At 50.9% G+C, this 17,557-nt stretch carries 24 protein-coding genes; 2 read left to right on the forward strand and 22 right to left on the reverse strand.

Annotated elements, in window-relative coordinates; translation table 11 throughout:
* Positions 1–201: 201 nt before the first annotated feature.
* Complete coding sequence (locus NYE48_RS28285; protein WP_445324092.1) at positions 202–411, forward strand: helix-turn-helix domain-containing protein; 210 nt, start codon at positions 202–204, stop codon at positions 409–411.
* Positions 412–438: 27 nt separating this feature from the next.
* Here NYE48_RS28285 and NYE48_RS27635 read toward each other — a convergent pair whose 3' ends face one another.
* The 8 genes from NYE48_RS27635 to NYE48_RS27670 form a co-directional block, all read right to left on the reverse strand.
* Entirely contained in the window at positions 439–837 is a 399-nt protein-coding gene (locus tag NYE48_RS27635) for a hypothetical protein (RefSeq protein WP_341000744.1), read from the reverse strand.
* The gene (locus NYE48_RS27640; RefSeq protein WP_341000745.1) at positions 821–1,195 is read right to left on the reverse strand and encodes a hypothetical protein; all 375 of its coding nucleotides are present in this window, start codon (positions 1,193–1,195) and stop codon (positions 821–823) included. The genes NYE48_RS27635 and NYE48_RS27640 overlap by 17 nt, the downstream gene beginning before the upstream one ends.
* An 83-nt stretch (positions 1,196–1,278) precedes the next feature.
* Positions 1,279–1,638: a hypothetical protein gene (locus NYE48_RS27645; protein WP_341000746.1), complete on the reverse strand. Its 360-nt coding sequence runs from the start codon at positions 1,636–1,638 to the stop codon at positions 1,279–1,281.
* A 306-nt stretch (positions 1,639–1,944) separates the two neighbouring features.
* Positions 1,945–2,331, reverse strand: a complete 387-nt coding sequence (locus NYE48_RS27650; protein ID WP_341000747.1) for a BC1872 family protein — start codon at positions 2,329–2,331, stop codon at positions 1,945–1,947.
* Positions 2,332–2,426: 95 nt separating this feature from the next.
* Positions 2,427–2,780, reverse strand: coding sequence for a hypothetical protein (locus NYE48_RS27655; protein ID WP_341000748.1), 354 nt, complete (start codon positions 2,778–2,780; stop codon positions 2,427–2,429).
* A gap of 491 nt (positions 2,781–3,271) precedes the next feature.
* On the reverse strand, positions 3,272–4,282 hold the full coding sequence (locus NYE48_RS27660) for a helix-turn-helix domain-containing protein (RefSeq protein ID WP_341000749.1): 1,011 nt from the start codon (positions 4,280–4,282) through the stop codon (positions 3,272–3,274).
* Between the two features lie 125 nt (positions 4,283–4,407).
* Entirely contained in the window at positions 4,408–4,743 is a 336-nt protein-coding gene (locus NYE48_RS27665; protein WP_341000750.1) for a hypothetical protein, read from the reverse strand.
* Positions 4,718–5,503 (reverse strand): ParA family protein, encoded by a 786-nt coding sequence (locus NYE48_RS27670; RefSeq protein ID WP_341000751.1) that lies wholly within the window; start codon positions 5,501–5,503, stop codon positions 4,718–4,720. Before NYE48_RS27670 ends, NYE48_RS27665 begins: the two co-directional genes overlap by 26 nt.
* Positions 5,504–6,857: 1,354 nt before the next feature.
* Between NYE48_RS27670 and NYE48_RS27675 the strand changes: the two genes are divergently transcribed.
* Entirely contained in the window at positions 6,858–7,280 is a 423-nt protein-coding gene (locus tag NYE48_RS27675) for a hypothetical protein (protein WP_341000752.1), read from the forward strand.
* Between the two features lie 4 nt (positions 7,281–7,284).
* On the opposite strand, the gene NYE48_RS27680 is transcribed toward NYE48_RS27675, so the two are convergent.
* The 14 genes from NYE48_RS27680 to NYE48_RS27745 all read right to left on the reverse strand — a co-directional run bounded on the left by NYE48_RS27680 (position 7,285) and on the right by NYE48_RS27745 (position 17,490).
* Positions 7,285–7,776, reverse strand: coding sequence for a DUF4352 domain-containing protein (locus NYE48_RS27680; RefSeq protein ID WP_341000753.1), 492 nt, complete (start codon positions 7,774–7,776; stop codon positions 7,285–7,287).
* 119 nt (positions 7,777–7,895) lie between these two features.
* Positions 7,896–8,102, reverse strand: coding sequence for a hypothetical protein (locus NYE48_RS27685; RefSeq protein WP_341000754.1), 207 nt, complete (start codon positions 8,100–8,102; stop codon positions 7,896–7,898).
* Positions 8,103–8,876: a M15 family metallopeptidase gene (locus tag NYE48_RS27690; protein ID WP_341000755.1), complete on the reverse strand. Its 774-nt coding sequence runs from the start codon at positions 8,874–8,876 to the stop codon at positions 8,103–8,105. It lies immediately after the preceding gene.
* Positions 8,877–9,224 (reverse strand): BhlA/UviB family holin-like peptide, encoded by a 348-nt coding sequence (locus NYE48_RS27695; RefSeq protein ID WP_341000756.1) that lies wholly within the window; start codon positions 9,222–9,224, stop codon positions 8,877–8,879. It lies immediately after the preceding gene.
* An 83-nt stretch (positions 9,225–9,307) separates the two neighbouring features.
* Positions 9,308–9,448, reverse strand: a complete 141-nt coding sequence (locus NYE48_RS27700) for a hypothetical protein (RefSeq protein WP_341000757.1) — start codon at positions 9,446–9,448, stop codon at positions 9,308–9,310.
* Between the two features lie 16 nt (positions 9,449–9,464).
* Positions 9,465–9,851: a hypothetical protein gene (locus NYE48_RS27705; RefSeq protein ID WP_341000758.1), complete on the reverse strand. Its 387-nt coding sequence runs from the start codon at positions 9,849–9,851 to the stop codon at positions 9,465–9,467.
* Positions 9,852–9,866: 15 nt separating this feature from the next.
* The gene (locus NYE48_RS27710) at positions 9,867–11,177 is read right to left on the reverse strand and encodes a pyocin knob domain-containing protein (protein WP_341000759.1); all 1,311 of its coding nucleotides are present in this window, start codon (positions 11,175–11,177) and stop codon (positions 9,867–9,869) included.
* Complete coding sequence (locus tag NYE48_RS27715; RefSeq protein WP_341000760.1) at positions 11,177–11,752, reverse strand: putative phage tail protein; 576 nt, start codon at positions 11,750–11,752, stop codon at positions 11,177–11,179. Before NYE48_RS27715 ends, NYE48_RS27710 begins: the two co-directional genes overlap by 1 nt.
* Positions 11,752–12,831 carry a baseplate J/gp47 family protein gene (locus NYE48_RS27720; protein WP_341000761.1) on the reverse strand — a complete coding sequence of 360 codons (1,080 nt, stop codon included), beginning with the start codon at positions 12,829–12,831 and terminating at the stop codon, positions 11,752–11,754. The genes NYE48_RS27715 and NYE48_RS27720 overlap by 1 nt, the downstream gene beginning before the upstream one ends.
* A complete protein-coding gene (locus NYE48_RS27725) occupies positions 12,831–13,256 on the reverse strand; it encodes a DUF2634 domain-containing protein (protein ID WP_445324093.1) in 426 nt (141 codons plus the stop codon). Before NYE48_RS27725 ends, NYE48_RS27720 begins: the two co-directional genes overlap by 1 nt.
* Positions 13,240–13,590: a DUF2577 domain-containing protein gene (locus NYE48_RS27730; protein ID WP_341000763.1), complete on the reverse strand. Its 351-nt coding sequence runs from the start codon at positions 13,588–13,590 to the stop codon at positions 13,240–13,242. The genes NYE48_RS27725 and NYE48_RS27730 overlap by 17 nt, the downstream gene beginning before the upstream one ends.
* A 2-nt stretch (positions 13,591–13,592) precedes the next feature.
* Positions 13,593–14,741: an XkdQ/YqbQ family protein gene (locus NYE48_RS27735; protein WP_341000764.1), complete on the reverse strand. Its 1,149-nt coding sequence runs from the start codon at positions 14,739–14,741 to the stop codon at positions 13,593–13,595.
* A complete protein-coding gene (locus tag NYE48_RS27740; RefSeq protein ID WP_341000765.1) occupies positions 14,741–15,421 on the reverse strand; it encodes a LysM peptidoglycan-binding domain-containing protein in 681 nt (226 codons plus the stop codon). Before NYE48_RS27740 ends, NYE48_RS27735 begins: the two co-directional genes overlap by 1 nt.
* 11 nt (positions 15,422–15,432) lie before the next feature.
* Complete coding sequence (locus tag NYE48_RS27745) at positions 15,433–17,490, reverse strand: phage tail tape measure protein (protein WP_341000766.1); 2,058 nt, start codon at positions 17,488–17,490, stop codon at positions 15,433–15,435.
* Positions 17,491–17,557: the final 67 nt, after the last annotated feature.

A 17,557-nucleotide genomic window follows, 5' to 3' on the forward strand; every position in this document is an offset into this window, starting at 1 on the left:
CGGACGATGAAGGTGCCCGCGGGTCTTGCGAGGGTTCGGCGCTGACGGCCGACAAACTTGGGGCTAGTGCATAAACAAATAATAGGGCAAAAATACCGATTTGTCAATCATATTGCACATATTTTTGTGCACGTTGAGCATGAAATGGTTATATGGTATATTTGATCTAAAATTGCACTAACTTCCGAAGGTGGTTTTACAATGCCGTTACGCCCAAGTTATAAACCATTAAGACACCTACTAATCGAACGTAATATGACATTGGCGGACCTCCGCAAGTCCACTCCGGTATCACGAAATACCTTCACAAGCATCAATCACGACCGATTCGTCTCGCTCGAAACGATCGCCCATATTTGCGAGGCCTTGAATTGCCGCATCGAAAACGTCGTCGAATTTGTCCCGGAATAAGCGCTTGCCTGTTGCGCTCATTCCTCGTCATAACGACGCGATGATATCATCGACGTCCATTACGCAGCTCTCGGCCGCCCGGCGCCGTTTCTTCGTTTCTGCTTCCGCCAACACCTGCGGCATGATCCGCGGGAGCATATACGCAATCAGAAATCCGGCCGTCAATTGCGGATACTGCCGGGTCGGCCGGTATTCTGCGAAGGCTCGTTCGATCGTTTCACGTAGAGCTGCTGCGCCGTATTCCGTGAGTGCTCGCTTGATGACGCCTTGTTCAAAAGACCACCCTCTAAGGGGTACGTACTTGCTGACTTCGAATTTCTCTGCGTTTAAATCGATGACCATGGCGTGGACCGTCGCAGTGTTCCAATGTTCGGGCGGAAGGTTGCGCCAGTCCTTTCGTTGAGCTGCGTTAATCTTCGTTGGCAATATCGTTCACCTCCGCATCAATGTCGTCCATAATGTTTCGGATGATATCGTAGTCGTTAATATCCTCACCTCGTCCTCCCGTCGCATTAGTAACGACAATACTCCGAAGCTTGGCCCACTTTTCCTCAGCCGCCATTGCCCGCAGGATTGCATGCGGCCAGCCTGTGTATGCCTCCGTTATCATTCTTGCGTCCCTTTCATCGATGACCGACGCAATTATTGTGTTGAGAAAGTCCTTGCGGCAGACTTCGTATTCATATTCCGAATCGATGCTCGCAAAGTACTCGACCGGTCCAGTAATAGCCGCCTCACACAGCGCCAGGTCTGCCACGAGATCACGTTTGGTTTCTGTTGTCATCCGTTTGACACCTCCGATTATATTCTGCTGCCTGCGGATTGGTAAAACGCCAAATTCGGCTCTACTTTTCTTACTTTTTCATCTTAAGCGTTAACCCCTTCGATTTTGATGCCGAGCGTGTTTAGCGTTAGTAAGATTCCGCGGCAGACGCCGTCGTCGTAGTCACTGTCGCAGGCGCAGTACCATTCGTACTCTCCTGCAATAGCTTCCTCCCGGCGTTCTTCCTCCGTCAATTCCCGTTCATACCCGTTAACCAACGCGGCCAGCAGCGTGTCGAACGGTATTTTCCGCAAGGACTCTGCCACTTCGCTCTGCACGGTCTTCATTTCGTACAACTGGATTATTTTCTGATTTGAGTACCCTCCTCGCCCCTCGTCGAAGCGTAGGTATTCAATCACATCCGCAACCTCTGCGGGAATCACCGGTTTAGATACGTTTGACATCGTTACTTGCGCCCTCCTTTTCGGTAATATTCGATAATATCTTCGACTGATTCGAATGTCTTGTCGTTCAAATTGCGTCAATCCTCCTTATATAGCTATACGGAAGTAGTGCGGAATCACACGGTTGCACTAAATTTTCTACCACTATCTCTCCTTCATGCGTCCCTTGATAGTAAAAACGTTGCGCGTACCTGGCCACACACTCGCAGCGGAAGAATGAAATAATCTGATTGGATGTTACTCTCGTCGATAACCATTCCTCCTCGTATTTGTGAACGTGCGGCTTTCGTTTGAACCATCGAAGCATCACGCAGCCACCTCCGTCACCAGTTTCGCAATGATCGCGGCGAGTCCGATCGCTTCCGGCGCAGAATCTTTCGTAACGCTAACCCTACGTTGGTACGGCGCCGTATCCGTCTGTGTACTAACGCAGTGCCATCGCGAGGATCGCGAAGCGTAACAACCGATTTCCATTCCGCCCCACCTTGCGCTCTCTTCGACGATCGCCCACGCTGCGGAGATGTCCGTCGTGTACTCCGGAATTGCGCGAATCATAAATCCGTCACTCGACCGCACACGTCCGTCGCCAAGCGTCTTCCATCCGAACACAACCTCCGCAACCCAAGCGTCACGTTCTCGCGGAGTCATTCTGTTCCACTTTGTGATAATTTGATCGCGTGCAATCTGTCCCATCCTTCCGCCTCCGTTTCCCAATTAAATTCCGCAAGCTTCCGTTCGATCTCGCTCGCATCCTTACGAACACCCTGCCGCAGTCCCAAACGGCCCAATTACGCGCTAATTTTAGGCGACAGGCATGCGTTAATGACGTCCGTAAGCTTGTCCGTTGCTTCCGCATAAATCCGCAGCGCCTCGCCGATCGTTTGCGCCTGACTGACGTCGGTATCTCGGATAATCGCGGACTTAACTGCGGCGGCCAGGCCGGTTGAATTAAGCGAGTAGAACGCTGTGTTGCGCCATTCCTCGGACGTTTTCGGGGCCGGCGCGCCTTCCTCCGCTTTGTATCCGGGCGCTTTCGTTGGGTCGACGATATGGCGGCGCTGCAGGATAAATTGCGTGCCGTCCGAGGTGAGGCGGTAATTTTCGGTTACGATTGCGTTCAGTTCGGATTTTTGCGTTGTCATTACGATCCCCCCCAATGTGTAAAATAGTGCAAATGTAAAATTTCCAATTCGGCCACAACAAAATAATGCTTGACAATTTCGTCGGGACGAGTTATTTTATAAAATCTTTTAAAAGATCTTTAAAAGCATTTTTAAATCTTTAAAAGACTTTAACTCAGTTATTCACTTCGTTCATAACTTCGTTCCGCAACGGATAAATAATCCGTCACGGACTATATAGTGCATTGACGGTTGCGCAAAAGAAGTTAGAAAAGATAAAAGAATAACCGGTAAGCCGGCCCCGGCCCGCCACGCCACCTCTGCCCCTCACTCGCGCACATACTTACGGCCAAATTTTGACGGGAAATTAGACGATTTCAGGCCGATCGGGTACGTTTACCCTTCCCGGATATTTTTAGCGCCTATTTCCTGCTGATTTTTTAAGGCATGCGAACTGGAAACGGAAAGTGTGTAGCTATACTTTCGTAAGTGTAGAATAGTGCAAATCGGTGTTATGCGGATGCCTCTTCGAATGCTTTAGTGCCGATCGAACGATTGCCTGTTTCGTATGTTCGACCGGTTGCTTCGCGCCATAATTCGACTGACGTAACTCGGCGACGATACCTCGCGTTATCTCGTTTGATTTGCGTCAGATTGCGTGGATTGGCGAAGCACCAATACGTATATTCGCGAAACTCTTCCGGAGTTAGTCCGTTCTGCTCCGCTAGTTTTGCGACTAACGAATCGAAACGGGACGGATCGAGATCAAAGCGTTGCCTGTTCGCTTCGAACCATTCGAAAGGATTCTTTGTGTGCTTTTCCCGGTTGTATCGGAAATACAAGGGGTACATATTGCCTAAGTACGTCCCTCCATGTCCTGTAAATAGAGGAATGAAATGATCATCATCACAGTCATCTTTGTCGCTTAAATAACATCTATCTCCAAAACAATTTCTCATTTCTATGCGGTCAGACTTACTCCAGATATACGGCAACTCTGCCTTGTAAGCTCTCCTTCTATTGATCGCTGCCCTGTGAGCATCCTCACTTCTTGCTAAATAAAAACAACGCGAGCAAGATGAATTTATCCCGCTCAGTCTTTCAGTTCTACTTAGAAACTGGCTAAAAGGAAGCTCCTTCTCGCACTTGACACAAACAACGTAAAAGTTGTCCGAATAATACTTGCGTTTCTCAACCCACTCTCGAAGCCCTCCGTAGGTTTCCTTTAGGTATTTAAGCAGACCCGATGTAAAAGTGTCTGTCTGAGATGAGGATCGTGGAATAACAACTATTTCTCCCTGCCACGCCATTCGGTCCCAATTGTCCAGAACGTCCTCGTAGTCCCAAACATCAAAAACCTCCACTAAATGGGGGTTTATCTCATCAAAAGCCGTATATACCTCTATTTTTTCTTTCTTTATTGTCCTGCGGACAACCTCATGATGCTCCCCCAGATGCTTTGCAATGTAAGCTATTCGATGGCCTGCATCAAGGAGTTCCTGGATCTTTTCTGTGCGGGTCACTATCCCTCACTCCTTCCCTTTATTAGATATAGGGACAGAGATTTATTGAATTGGGACATTAGATTAAAAAAAAATAACGCCCAATTCCCGAAGGAATGGACGTTACGTTTACGTATACATCATCGTCATTGTTTTCGTTTCGCGAAATACTCGCGGAGTAGCGCGTTAATCACTTGCGTCATGGCGCCGCGATCGTTCCTGATCTCTTCGTCAACCATGTCCGCAATGTCATTCGCAATCCAAAACGTTTTGCGCCGGTGTGTATCTTCAAATTTCGGCTTGCGTTTGCGTACGGGTACGTCAACGTTTACGGAAACGTACTCGCTGTCGTTTCCGTTTTCTGCGGATGTTGATGTAGATTGTTCGGCCGCGGAAGATAGAAATTCGCCATGTACGCCAGATCCGCCGCCGCTTCTAACCTTTTGCTGAATTTCCTCAAGCTTGGACGGTTTCGCCGACACGTTCCAACAACTCCTTTACAAACAATTTATAATGCCTGGTGGCCGCGTTCATCTCGTTATTGTCGAACAAACCGTTTATGCTTAGACGACCGGCCGCAGCATTCCGGATTAATATCGTTTTGAAGCATAGGTCGCCGTATTCCTGTTGGACGAGGTCGATCAGCGCCTTATTGTCGGTCCGGCGTGCGTCAATCAATCCGCGGAGAATGCCGGCAATCTTCAAATCCGGGTTAACCTGCGTTTGGACATGTACGCAGCTTTCCAGGAACCGGCCGAGCGCGGAATAACAAAACTTGCTCGCTTCGAACATCGCAACAACGTAATCGGAAGCCGACAGCGCATTCATCGTCTGGTCGCCGAGGGCCGGTGGCGTGTCGATGATAATGTAATCGTACTTGTCGCGGACAGTGTCGAGCATATCGGACATGACGAGCGCTTGATTGCCACGATAGTTTCCGTAAAGCCAGCGTGAGAATGTCGCCAAGTGATCTTCCGCTCCGATCAAGTGCAGGTTATCCGTCACCTGGTATATGTACCCGTTCGCGTCGCGTTTCTGCAGCGCCTCTAAAATAGTCTTGCCGTGGAAATCGTAAATATCCCGCTGTGTTAGTAACTCCGTCAAATTGCCCTGCGAATCCATGTCGATCGCTAATACGCGGTAATTCTGGCTCAAGAGATACGAAACCACACCGGACGTCGTCGTCTTCGAGCTGCCACCTTTCTGAATGCCGAACGAAATAACCTTCGCCTTCTTCGTCATAGTTACCCTCCCATATTTCAATATCTCAATTATAGTCAACGAGTACGCAAACGTCAATTATTACGTATACGTAAACGTATCAATCCCGCGTTGAAACCAATGTACAGCACTTACTATTGTGAAATTTTCAAACTATGACAAATTCAAAACAGTGACAACCAATATTTACTTTGTTACTTCGATCGTCCGCATCATCTTTTCGTGCCTATATTTAAGTTCAAAGGCTGTCCGCTATTGCGGTTCCTCATCGCTCACACTCACGGAATTGATAACGAAAACCACGTTATCAACACCGTTCGGTTCGCGCTGCGGCTACGTGAACCACCGTAAAATCCATCTCATTTTGGCATCAATTCTGTTAAATTATCACTTGACTCGACGGGTTTTAATCGACACGCTGGCATGGCTTGGCTCAGGAAACGGCACAGAGACCCGACCTGCGCCCACACAGAAAAAAAAAATAAGTCGGCGTGTGAGCGCAAAGTCAGGATATCATACCGGTTATCATCGGCACGCCGTATAAGGCAGGACGAGGTTTCCGTACCCATGCTCGATACGCAGTTGCTACGCTGCCAGCGTCTTTTTACTCGCAAAGCTGATCCTGCGAGCCATATATGTACGCCGCCTCCCCGCTTGCGCGGCTCAGCTACCTCCAGACCGTTTGTGGGCGTCCTCCCCATAGTCACACCCAGCGGGAGCATGGTTCCGCCTTTACGTGTGCACGTTGGACTTCTGCGCGTCGGCTCTCAACTCACCCTTAGCATTTTTAACGTGTTCTCGCTGCTCTCCACGGCGGCTTGTCCTATTTTTGGCAATAGGAAACTAGACCCTCGGACCTCAATTTTTTGAAAAATCCGGAGCTTCAAGCCTAGGTTATTCAGTTTATTCCTGACTTTGTTTATGCAAAGAGAATACGAAAAGGCCTCGATCCGATCGCATGACACGAAAGAATCAAGGCCTTCTAAAATATGACGATAGAATATTCGTATAACCTTGCCTAAACTAGGCAAATATGTTATCATGAATACATAAAAGTCATTGTTTAGCGCCTGTTTCTGTCCGTTGCGTCGGATATGAAGCAGCAGAGGGTTCGTGGCCCGAGCCGCCTTGAAACAATGGCTTATTTTATTTTTCGCTGTTCTCTATGAAACTACTATACCACAATCTTCTAATTCGCGGAAGTCCGACATAATAATGCGCTTGTTAATAATTTTGTTTCCTATGGATATCTTACTACTACGTATACGTATACGTCAACATATTTATTTTCGTCAACGTGAAGAAGTACGTTGATGTGCGGCAGAAATTACGCTATAATTACGAATATACGTTCGCAATAAAGGAGGCCGCAGCTATGTTGCCGCCGGGAATCACCGACGATGACCATGCGCTAATAAAACCGTACATTCTGCTGCCGATCGTCTTGTCGGCATTTGAACGCGATTTAAACGTCATTAAGACCGCGGTCAAGACGCCGGACCCTTACGTTGACCTCATTTCGGCCGCCATGGATCGGGTCACGCGCGAACTAACGGAACTCCGTAATGAGTTTAGGAAGCGCGGAATCAAAGTGTACGAATTAGAGCGGACTGAGGTCGGCTATCGTGCGGAGTATTTATGCCGGGGCTATCAGCGGACATTTTCAATGTTGGACGGTTTAGTGCGGACTGAGGGCGGAATACTCATGCGCAAGTTTCTCGGATTGGATATGCGTGAGGTTGAGGCGTCGCGGACGATTGAAACTGCGCGTGGAGACGAAAAAGACCGCCCGGAATGAGCGGTCATTGCTTCGTGTTTTGGCCGAGGTCGACCGTTTTATATTTCGAAGAAAATAAACCTTCGGCGATATTCAACGAAAGGTTTTCTGCAGCGGCCGGGATATTAAAGCTTATCTTTTCCGTTTTATCAATTCCTGGATTAACGTTTACAAAATTCGTAGCGAGTGTTTGGCTTGTGTACTCATTGCCAGAATCGTCACGAATTTTGAATTGGTCTGAGTAGAGATCCGCGGCTTTGTTTGATGCGTTTGAGGCGACGACATTTAGAGTAACTGTATCCCCGTCCCGTGCCACCTCCGCAATCTTAACCGAGAATGGCCCAACAGAAACGCTGTCGCCAATTTTAGGCGTTAAATCTCTCGCGTCCACGTATTGATCGCTGGAACCGTTGTCCCCTTTCCCAAGACCGAAGATCATTGAAATAATCATGACGATGAGGCAGACGCCAACAATTCCAAGTATGTAGATTAATGAGCTATTCCGCGCTTTATCCATTCGTAAATACGACCTCCTTGCGTCCCCTAAATAATACCATCCGATATATAAAAAGAAAAGGCGCCCACCAACGATATTCCTACGTTACAATACGCAGAAAATCGCCGATGGGCGCAGAATTATTCGTTTTTATTATTGGACGCATCCGCCGCGCCTTCCGCCAGGATATACGCCACGCATGCGCCGACAGCTCCGATAATGCCCGTCACCTGCAGCGTCGTGTTTTCGCCGGCGCCCGCAGCCGTTAGAATGCTCGTAGCCAGCGCGGCAATCAACGCCCAAAACTTACGCGATGCTAGTTTACGCAGAATATCCGATTTTTTCATTTACGCCACCTCCTTTACGTCAAAGAATCCGCGCCGGTACATGACGGTAATCAGCCGGTAGAAATCGTATGAACCGCCGGCCGTCGTATCTACCGCACCGGCACGCTTGGCCGCCACGCACGCATCTACCGCCCATACCGGAATTTCTGCCATCTTTGCGCCAGCCTCAAGCGTCGCAATCCGTTTAGCCTGCGCTTCTACTGTTTCCTGCAGCGTTTTGAATGCCGCTTTTTCTTCCGCTGTCATTTCGCAATCCTCTCCTTTTAATTTCGTGATCCGCGCATGGGCCTCGTCTATTTGCGCCTGTGTCGGCGTTTTGCCGGCCCGAAGCTGTGCGCAGGTAAGGCCGAATGTCATTTCAAAATGCGGGTAATCTTTGAACGAATACCAATCGCCTCCCCACGCGAAGCCCAGCGCTTTAGCTTCCGTGACGATTTCGTGCCAATCCGCAGTACCGTTACAGTTACCGTCGCGCTTCATGTCCCAGGACACCGCCTTGCCGTCCGGCATCAATAGCGCGAAATCTATCGCCATGCCGAAATTGTGGTTCGAGTAGCCGCCGCGGGCATTCGTTACGATCGATCCTGGCTTCGTCCGTCCTAGCGCGTATAACTCGTCCTGCTCAGCGATGGTCCGGAGTCCTTGCGTGATTACGATCGGGATACCTCGGTTATAGCAGCGGTCGATAAGCGCTTCAGCCGCCGCCTTTACAACGGGAAAAAGTCCGGCCAGTTTCGACGCGGACTTAGATCGTACATATTCAAGGGTCAACATTTACGCACCATCCTTTCCATGAACGACCGCTTTAATATCGCGAACGTCGAGCGCAAGCGTTTCGTATTGACTTGCGAGCGTTTCGAACCGGTCCGTCAGCCCTTCCGCAAGCTTCATAAGGCGGTCCTCCCGTTCGCGGGCTTCCGTATTCATCCGTTCTTCGCGCGCAATAGCCTCCGAGTGCATGCGGTCGCGTTCCGCCTTGGCCTCCGCACTCAGTCGCTCCTCCCGCGCTTTTGATTCTTCTTGCATGCGGCGCATCTCGCGCCATAAAATATATCCGATAATGACGGTCAGCAGCGCAAAAATGCCGTTTTTGGCTGCGACGTCTAATAGCGTTTGTTCCACGTTGGCCGCCCGCCCTCCCTTTAACGTAAAAAGCCCCGGATCGGCTCCGAGGGCAAAATAAAAACGCCTATGCGGCGCTGGTGTTACGCTGCCGTTCCGGTTACGACTTCGGTGACGACATCTTTAAGGTTATACAATTGCGGCACTTGCTCGACCTTATAAGTCCCGGCCATAACCAAGCTTACCCAAACTTTAACGAGCCCGCTGTCCTTAGTAAATTGCATAAAATGATCCACCCCTTTAAGTAGTTGGTGTCGCTGTCATGAGCATCGTCAATTCTGCGACGGCTTGCTTCAATTCTTCAATCTGCTCCGTGAGTGGTCGTTGATATTTCGGCTGCTCAGGCGCCGGATCGTTAGGGTCTGAGTAGTAGCTAAAAACGATTTGCCCGGTCTCCGGATCAAACCGCCAACTCTTCGCTTGCCTAAAGTCCTCTGCGTATTGTCCGGGCGCGAAGGTCGTCATCTCTATCGCATCCGGGTCGTAGCCTTTAAGCTCGATGTAAACCTCGAAATCCTCTTCTTTTGTTGATTCGATGCCTTCGGCCATCTCCTGGCGTTGTGCGACGATATTACCGGTTTTCTTGACCCAGAAAAACCGGCGTCCGAGTGGTTCGACTTTCCTCATTTTACATTCACCTCCTTATACCCCAAAAATGTATACGGATATTACATTCCGGTCTGTCGTCTGGTTAGAAGAGTGCAATGAATAGTTAATATAATTTTGCCCAAATACAAGCCCGTTTGTATCAAAAGAAACAGAACCAGAAGCGCCGCTTGCACCGCTATAACGTCCTACCGCGTAATTGTCGGTTAAAACCAAATTGCCGTCGACATTGAATCCCAAGAGGTAGTTATCGGAATCCACAGACACATTGACGTTCATGGCCCCAAAATGTACTTTGAATACAACAATTTTCGGAGTGAACGCCAGGTTTCCTATCGTGCCTGACATGCTCGGATTATCGAACTTCGCCATCTTGATACCCGTACTGATCTGCCCGATCTTGGCCGCCAACGTCGCAAATGTATCACTTCCTGATGCAGGAACTCCTTTGCCGCTAATGGCGGAAGCGATATTGGTTTTCCCATTAGCGACAGATTGAAAAAGGTCATCTGACCAAGGCCCCCATGCACCGTTGTACATAATTCTCGTTCTATAAGACCCAGATTGAGCAAACAGGTCTCTGGCAATTTGTACAACCCAAGAACCGGATGACATTGCTTGAACCTCGATATACCACCATGCCCCGGGTCCCGTTGTAGGAGCATTGGCGACATTCTCCCCTACGTAGAAACCCGCTGCGGTCAAATTATTCGCGTTTCCGTTGCTGATGTTGATCGACAGCCCGTTATTTTCTGTCAATTTTCGTTGTTGCCACGGTGCGCCGTTATCGATAATCTTCATCCAAGGTGACCAAGTATCATTGTCCGATGTGCCAGTCCGGTGATACATCGCACCGGTTGTCCCGCCCGAAGCGTACTCGTGTGTCACGCCACCGCTGTCATCATTCCAGCCCTTAAAGCCGTGAATAACAACGTATTGTTCGGCGGGAAGTCCGACGGCTGCCCCTGATTTAAAAGAGTATGCGACGCTTTTGCTGTAGTCGCTCGGCTTTGTTGGGACGCTCCGCGTATCCGGTATCGCTTTTGGTATGGCAGCATCCGCTTTGGCCTGCGCAGCCGCAGCCGCCGAAACCCCCGCACTACCCCGGTCATATGCCGCCTTTACCGCCTTTGGCGTCGCGGCCATTGCCTCGGACGTGCTATCGGTAGCGCTGGAGAGCTGCGCGATGCCTTTTTGCGTCAGGGTAGCGTCTGGCACCTTCACCCCGTCAATAGCGGCTTTAACGTTTGTGTCCACCGCCTGGGCCAGCGCATTCATATCGCGTGGCACGTCGGCCGTCGCGTTTTCATCAATCAACGGTAAATTTAGATTCGGCGTATTCGCCATTATTTCGTCATCCCCCGGTTATAAATTTCCGCATAAGTTTTCCCCGTCGCCGCCACCTCCGCATATGTCATTCCCGTTGCCTTTAACTCCGCATAGGTATAGAAACGGAAAACGTAGTCAATCGCCATGTGGGCCGGAACGATATCGCGCAGGGTATCTTTGAGCAGCCCGATTTGATCCGGAACCCCAAGCGTACTCACAAACGTTATCACGATCGTGTATTCGGCCGCCTTGTTCGTGACGGCCACTTCCCCGTTTGCGTACGCCGACGCGACGTTCTTTATCAACTCGATATCCACCTTACCGACTCCGCGCAATTTACTGAGCAACACCTCGCGCCGCTGGGCGTAAGTTTTCGTCGGGTCCGTTGTGACGCCGAATATCCGCTCCCAATGCGCAAGACCCCACGTAGCCGTCTCGATAAAGAACTGCGCCAGCACATCGAAAATGTTGGCGTTCAACTTCGCCAATTCCTCGGACTCGCGGTCGACAATGTTATCCGCGACCTTCACGCCCTCGTAATACTTCGGCAGATAGTCGTGCATGTCGCGCTGTATTTCGGCAAGTGTCCGCATTAAGTCACGTTCACCGTCCCGAGCACCGCGACCGAACCGTCCGGAATCGGCACGTTTCCGTTGCCGCCGTTGAGCGTAAGATTCCGATAATCAATGACCGGAGGGAGGTCGAGCAGAACGTTTGCAATCCGCGTAATTCTAACGAGTGGGTCTACGAATGCCAGCGTCCTCAAGTATGCGGCTACTCCGGCCTCAAACTGCGCCTTAACATCGGCCAGTGTGGCGCCCGGTGCGATGTCTACGTCTACGTCGATATTAATGGCGACTTCATCGGCGCCCACAACGGTAGCAATGGCGCCAATAGGGGCGACGCCTTGTCCGGTCCCGTCTTTTGTCGGGTCAATGTACGTTTGGGCCGCGCTGACAATCGATGGGTCTGGCGCTGTCTTCTCGTCGTCCAGTAGTACGACTTTAACGGTGCCGGGGCCGGCCCATATCGGGTACACTTTCGCATCGCTAACGCCCGGCACTTCGAGCGCCCACTGGCGATATTGATTCGCATTGCCCGACGTAGCTGGCCGGCGCGCCCGTTCGAGGTATCGCGCCAAAAGCGATTCGTCCGATTCCTCGTCAACGCCGCCCGTAAAATTAACGTCGTTGGTGACGGTAACTATTCCGACGAGATCGCCGACCATTGTAGTAACCTCGCCAATGCCGGCGTTTCCGTCCGCGCCCGCCTCTTGCGCCTCCGCGTCCACCGTAACGGAACCACCTGCGATCGTCACGGCCGTTTTTGTGACGAAGTAGACCGGCGCGTCTCCCCCAGTACTTGTGAGCGTGCCTGCCGGAATTTCGGTCCCGTCCGGCCCCGTAAATTTCAACTTACCGGTAGCCTTTATCGCAGGCTTTCGGGTCAGGCCGTACTCGCCCGCGCGCATATCAAGATACTCTCCGGACGTTGTGTCCGCAAAGCCGAACCGCAGCACGGTATCTAAATTTACGTACGCTAACGATAATTCGATGGCCGGCGGAGTCAGTAGGTCGGTTGTTACGGAGCCCTGCCGCTTATCGATGTCGTCAGGCGACGCGTCGAGCATTCGGTCGAGTATTGCGGTCGATGTTTGATCTTCAAACGCCATTAAATCGTCACCTCCATCGGAATTACTTCGTCGTCCACATCAACGTAAAAAGACACGTAAAGGCTGTCGCCCTCGCGTGTCAGTTCAAATCCATATACGGCATCGATGCGGTCATCATAAATTAAGGCCTCTTCAATTACGCGCGGTACTTCTGACTCCAGGAGGTCGGTCGATACGTCTTGCCCGATAAGGTCTTCAATTTCGCAGCCGTAATCGTCGTCGTAGATCGCGAATCGGAACCGCGCCGTCCTGATCGCTTTTAAGATAAACTGCCTTATCGCGTCCTCCCCGTCGATGATTCCGCCTAATTCGCCCGTCACAAGGTTCAATTCGTAAGTTTTTAGCGGTTGCTCAATCGGGTCGGTTTCGATAATTTCCGGACCGTCGTTTTCGAGCGGAGGCAGTGGACTAAGCGCCAACGTCATCGCCTCCCATCCGATCAAGTATGACGTAGTTCTGTCCTTTATTAATCGACGCCACAATTACGCGGTCACCGGCAGTGAGCACGCCGTCAAACTCGATTTCGACCGTTTCGCCCCCGTTAATGCGAGCTTTCCGCTTGTGTTTTAAAAGGGATTCAGCAACCACGACATCATCCGCGTCCAGATCAATTTTCATGTTGTCGATTTGAATACGCAAGGACGGAGGGGCCGCAATAACAGTCGCAAACTCGATATCAACGTCCTTGTTATATCCGATCTGCTTTACAATGGACTTAAGCTGGCTGAACCCATTTCCTTCAATTAGTTCCGTGGCCATACTCACCCTCCGTTCTGCTTTTTAATGGTGTTCAGTAATTGATTCAAGACCTCATTGCCTTTCTTCTTGCTAGGCTTCTTCTTGGCGGTCTTCTTCTTGGCGGTATTCTTCTTGCTCTTTTTCTTCTTCGCTTTCTTAGCTGCCTCTTTCTTTTCCGGATCCACTTCGTAGTCGAGTTTCGGCAAGTCATCCGTTTTGGATAACGTAACGCTCATCGTATGCGCGCCGTCCTCAAACGTGTGAACATCTGCGTTAACATAAAACCCGCCAACAAGGTCCGTCATCCCCTCGAAAGCATACACCGCGGTTCCGGCCACAACGTCCGTCATCCCTAGCGCTTCAACCGTCACCTCTTCGTCTACCTTTGCGAGTTCTTTGAGACGTGTTTTGGCGAGCTGCTCTATTTGCGACTTTTTCAGCCGCGAATCAGCCTGCTCTAAATGCTGCATCAATCCATACTGCGCGGCCATGGCGGCGTCCTTCGCGGAGGCCGTTATCGGCTTATTTTCGTCATCTCCGCCGATTACCTTGACGGCTGTCCGCGTCTCTTCGATGGATCGCGACCTACTGGCCGAGATAATATTGACGCCATCTTCGAGCATCCAGCGGACCACTTCGTCCTTCTTCTCGCGCAGGAAAAGCTTTCCCTCGCGCGAGTAAACGAAGAACTTCCGGCCGTTTTGCTTGCGTGTTTCGGTCAGCGCAGTGACGATCATGTCCCACAGGCCCATGTTTCGGAGTATCATTTTCGGAATCACGTACCCCGTCGACGCGATCGTGCCGGTCGGGATGCCGAATGCCTTGCATATCTCCTTGACGATGGCGCCCGCCGTCATGCCGACAAATTTACGTGTGTCAGAGTTCTTTGTCAGGTACACGTTTTCGTCATATGCGGTAATGGTCGCGTTACCCTTGTCGGTTATCTCATACGTAAAGATTATCCCGCGGAATAGGCCGATGTTGTTGACGTAGAAACGGATTTCTTTGCCGACCTCAAACGCAACCACCGGGTCGTCTCCGTTTTGTGTGTTCGAAAGGCTGAGCGTCAACGTGCGATATGGCTGCGCGACGTCCCCGGACCATTCCGCGCGGATAACGAGCTGGTCAACGTAATATTTTCCGTCATAAAGAACCGCAATTTTGACGGCCATTACGGAATCACCAACTTCTGGCCGGGCTTGAGCACGTTAGGGTTGGCGCCGATAACCTTCTTGTTTTTATCGTAAATCTTGCGCCAGTTGTCGCCCTTGCCGTAAACGGCCGCGGCTATTTTGAAGAGCGAATCGCCGGTCTTTACGACGTAGGTTTTCGGTACTTCGCGTGTGCTCGGCCGCTTGCCCTTCGTTTCGATTTTCTTTGGGGCCGCACCAGGCTTAGAGCTACCGCCGCCGCCGGACTTTTTGGGAGCCGTAACGAATACGTACTCCTTAAGGTCAAGCGTGTAGTAAATGTCGCCAGGCTCGCCGCCACGTTCCTCGTACTCAAACGACCGGATGGTTACGGCCGTATTAATCGGAGTATTCGTCACAACAAAACGGACTGGCTTTCCGGAATTTTGCCAATCCTCGATCAACTTGACGCACTCCCACGGGTCCCGCAACTTGCTGTACTCGCAGTAGGAGGCGTTGTAATCGCGTGGAAACAACGAAGACACCGTAAACTCTTTTTGGCGGGGATTACCGAGCATGGTATATTCACCGAGATTAGAGATTTCGATGTCTTCGTAGCCAAACGTAGAGCTGACGGATATAGTCTCCGGATTTACCGGCAGCCATAACGTCTCTGCTCCGTTATTGTATTTAAGCCAAAACTGCGGCTTTTTCCGTACCATCTATTCGCCTCCTATTTCGCAAGTTCGTAAGCAAGTCTTTTCGCAATCAGTTCGATGTCGGAATCGGTGCGCACATGGAACGTATTGCCCGTGATGAGAATTTGTCCGGAAGAGCGAGAACCTGCGCCGCCGTTTTCGCGGTAATTGGACGCCTCGGTCTTCGTAAGGACCATTTCGTCCTTATGCAGACGTGCGGGGTAATTGTTGTACGGAACGCGGTCGAGTCCGCCAGCGTGGCCTTTTCCGGTAACAAAATCCCTTACGTTGTTAAATCCGGTCTGCACACCGTCCCAGGCGTTTTCGTACCAGTGCTTAGGGGCAGGCGCACTGATTGATCCGCCCTTATACAGTGGGGTTCCGGGATTGTTTTTCGCATTCTCCGCGGCCTTTTCACTGAGTGTGTGGTAGCTGTCGAATTGTTTCGTTGTTTTCGCCTCAAGAGCACGCACCGGTGACAGAGCAGTCATGATATCGAGGTCTTTTAGCCCTAGGAGAATACCACTGACGATTCCCTTACCGATCTTAACGCCTACGGCCGTCAATTGGGGAATGGACGCTTCCAACGCGTTAACCAGAAATGACACGATTTTTGTGGTCATATTCTGGACCGCAGCCTGCCCTCCGGAATCCCACCAGCCATTGAATGTCTTTTTCAAATCATCAAAGACAAACTTGATTTTGCTTTCAAGATCGGGGAGCTTTTTGAACTCTGGATTGTTTATGAAGTGTGTTTTCATGTACGACTTTGCCTTATTTACTAACTTCTCAATCCCTGCTGTTATTTGCGGAGTATACTTTTCCACAAAGTTGGCCGCGCTGTTGGCAAAATCCTTAATTAACGGCATTGTTGGCATGAGTGCAGAAATTTGAAGTGTCTCGATCGCTCCTTTGAGCTGTTCGACCGCCCCTGCGGCGTTGTCCATCTTCTTGCGCGCAACATCGAGCGCGGTTACCTTCGACATTTCCTTGATAAATTCCTCGACGCCCTTTGCACCCTCTTTAAAGAGGATGTTCGCACCCCGAATGCCGTCCGATCCAAACATCTCGCGCATAGCGTCTTGGCGGTCCTTAGCGCTCAAGTTTTTCAGGGACTTGTGCAAGATTTCCGCAATCTCTGCGGTGGATTTCAATTCTTTGTTGGCGTCGTAAAACCTATTCGTTCCGTCCTTCGTAATAATTCCGAGAGCGCGCATTACTTCATACGCATCTTTGGTGGCCGGGGACAGGTTCATAAGCATTGATTTCAGAGACGTACCTGCGTCCGATCCCTTGAGGCCGTTATTCGCAAATACCCCCAGGGCGGCGTTAGTATCTCTAAACGAAAGCCCTACGCCGTCAGCGACGGAGCCAACTGCGGCCAGTGAGTAGCGCAAATCGTGGACGTCCGTCGCGGAAGCATTCGCAGTTCCCGCAAGGATATTAGCCGCATCGGCCGCCTTCAATCCGTCCTTTTTAAACGAGTTCAGGCCGGTCGACATAATTTCCGCAGCCTCGGCGAGTTCCAATCCGCCAGCAGTCGCGAGGTTGAGCGCCGCCTCAAGTCCGCCCGCTTGTACGGTGGCCGGCGTTAAGCCCGCTTTGAGGAGTTCTTCGATGCCTTGCGCAGCTTCGAGCGCGTTGTACTTCGTATCGGCTCCGACTCGGAGAGCCAGCGCCTGCATTTTCGCCATTTCAGCGTTCGTCGCGCCGGTCAGCGCTTGGATTGTCGATAACTGAGCTTCGAAATCCATCGCTTTTTTAGCCGAGGACACAACCCCATACGCTGCGGCTCCTGCCGTTATGGCGCCGAGTCCGATCGCCCCGAAAGTAATTCCTTTGGCGGCCTTCTTTGCGAAATTCGTGAATATTCCGTCGGTCTTTTTAATCGCGTTTTGGACGCTTTCGAATGACCGCGCACTTTTCGTATTCTGCGAAGACAGGCGCGATTGTGATGTGCGGAGGCGGCCGTTAGATTCGCTGTACATATCGGTAGCCCGTTTGGCCTTTTGCATGGCTCGTTCTACTTGCGAAACTACTTTGCTGGCACCGTCGTCGCGGATCTTAATCTTACCAACGAGTTCAAACGCCATTAGTTCTTGCCGCCCTCCTTACGTCTGAGTTTTTCTTCCGCCTCAAGTTCGATCAGCATCGACGCGT

Origin of the sequence: Paenibacillus sp. FSL M7-1455 (genome assembly GCF_038004655.1) — a bacterium.
Lineage (GTDB): Bacteria > Bacillota > Bacilli > Paenibacillales > Paenibacillaceae > Paenibacillus_AQ > Paenibacillus_AQ cookii.

Excerpts from the sequence above, each read along its gene's own strand:
- NYE48_RS27725 (WP_445324093.1), bottom strand. The coding sequence starts at position 13,256 with ATGACGTTGGCGCTTAGTCCACTGCCTCCGCTCGAAAACGACGGTCCG.
- NYE48_RS27700 (WP_341000757.1), bottom strand. The coding sequence starts at position 9,448 with ATGCAATTTACTAAGGACAGCGGGCTCGTTAAAGTTTGGGTAAGCTTG.
- NYE48_RS27705 (WP_341000758.1), bottom strand. The coding sequence starts at position 9,851 with ATGAGGAAAGTCGAACCACTCGGACGCCGGTTTTTCTGGGTCAAGAAA.
- NYE48_RS27745 (WP_341000766.1), bottom strand. The coding sequence starts at position 17,490 with ATGGCGTTTGAACTCGTTGGTAAGATTAAGATCCGCGACGACGGTGCC.
- NYE48_RS27710 (WP_341000759.1), bottom strand. The coding sequence starts at position 11,177 with ATGGCGAATACGCCGAATCTAAATTTACCGTTGATTGATGAAAACGCG.
- NYE48_RS27720 (WP_341000761.1), bottom strand. The coding sequence starts at position 12,831 with ATGGCGTTTGAAGATCAAACATCGACCGCAATACTCGACCGAATGCTC.
- NYE48_RS27670 (WP_341000751.1), bottom strand. The coding sequence starts at position 5,503 with ATGACGAAGAAGGCGAAGGTTATTTCGTTCGGCATTCAGAAAGGTGGC.
- NYE48_RS27680 (WP_341000753.1), bottom strand. The coding sequence starts at position 7,776 with ATGGATAAAGCGCGGAATAGCTCATTAATCTACATACTTGGAATTGTT.
- NYE48_RS28285 (WP_445324092.1), top strand. The coding sequence starts at position 202 with ATGCCGTTACGCCCAAGTTATAAACCATTAAGACACCTACTAATCGAA.
- NYE48_RS27675 (WP_341000752.1), top strand. The coding sequence starts at position 6,858 with ATGTTGCCGCCGGGAATCACCGACGATGACCATGCGCTAATAAAACCG.
- NYE48_RS27715 (WP_341000760.1), bottom strand. The coding sequence starts at position 11,752 with ATGCGGACACTTGCCGAAATACAGCGCGACATGCACGACTATCTGCCG.
- NYE48_RS27730 (WP_341000763.1), bottom strand. The coding sequence starts at position 13,590 with ATGGCCACGGAACTAATTGAAGGAAATGGGTTCAGCCAGCTTAAGTCC.
- NYE48_RS27650 (WP_341000747.1), bottom strand. The coding sequence starts at position 2,331 with ATGGGACAGATTGCACGCGATCAAATTATCACAAAGTGGAACAGAATG.
- NYE48_RS27685 (WP_341000754.1), bottom strand. The coding sequence starts at position 8,102 with ATGAAAAAATCGGATATTCTGCGTAAACTAGCATCGCGTAAGTTTTGG.
- NYE48_RS27640 (WP_341000745.1), bottom strand. The coding sequence starts at position 1,195 with ATGACAACAGAAACCAAACGTGATCTCGTGGCAGACCTGGCGCTGTGT.
- NYE48_RS27645 (WP_341000746.1), bottom strand. The coding sequence starts at position 1,638 with ATGTCAAACGTATCTAAACCGGTGATTCCCGCAGAGGTTGCGGATGTG.
- NYE48_RS27740 (WP_341000765.1), bottom strand. The coding sequence starts at position 15,421 with ATGGTACGGAAAAAGCCGCAGTTTTGGCTTAAATACAATAACGGAGCA.
- NYE48_RS27690 (WP_341000755.1), bottom strand. The coding sequence starts at position 8,876 with ATGTTGACCCTTGAATATGTACGATCTAAGTCCGCGTCGAAACTGGCC.
- NYE48_RS27655 (WP_341000748.1), bottom strand. The coding sequence starts at position 2,780 with ATGACAACGCAAAAATCCGAACTGAACGCAATCGTAACCGAAAATTAC.
- NYE48_RS27735 (WP_341000764.1), bottom strand. The coding sequence starts at position 14,741 with ATGGCCGTCAAAATTGCGGTTCTTTATGACGGAAAATATTACGTTGAC.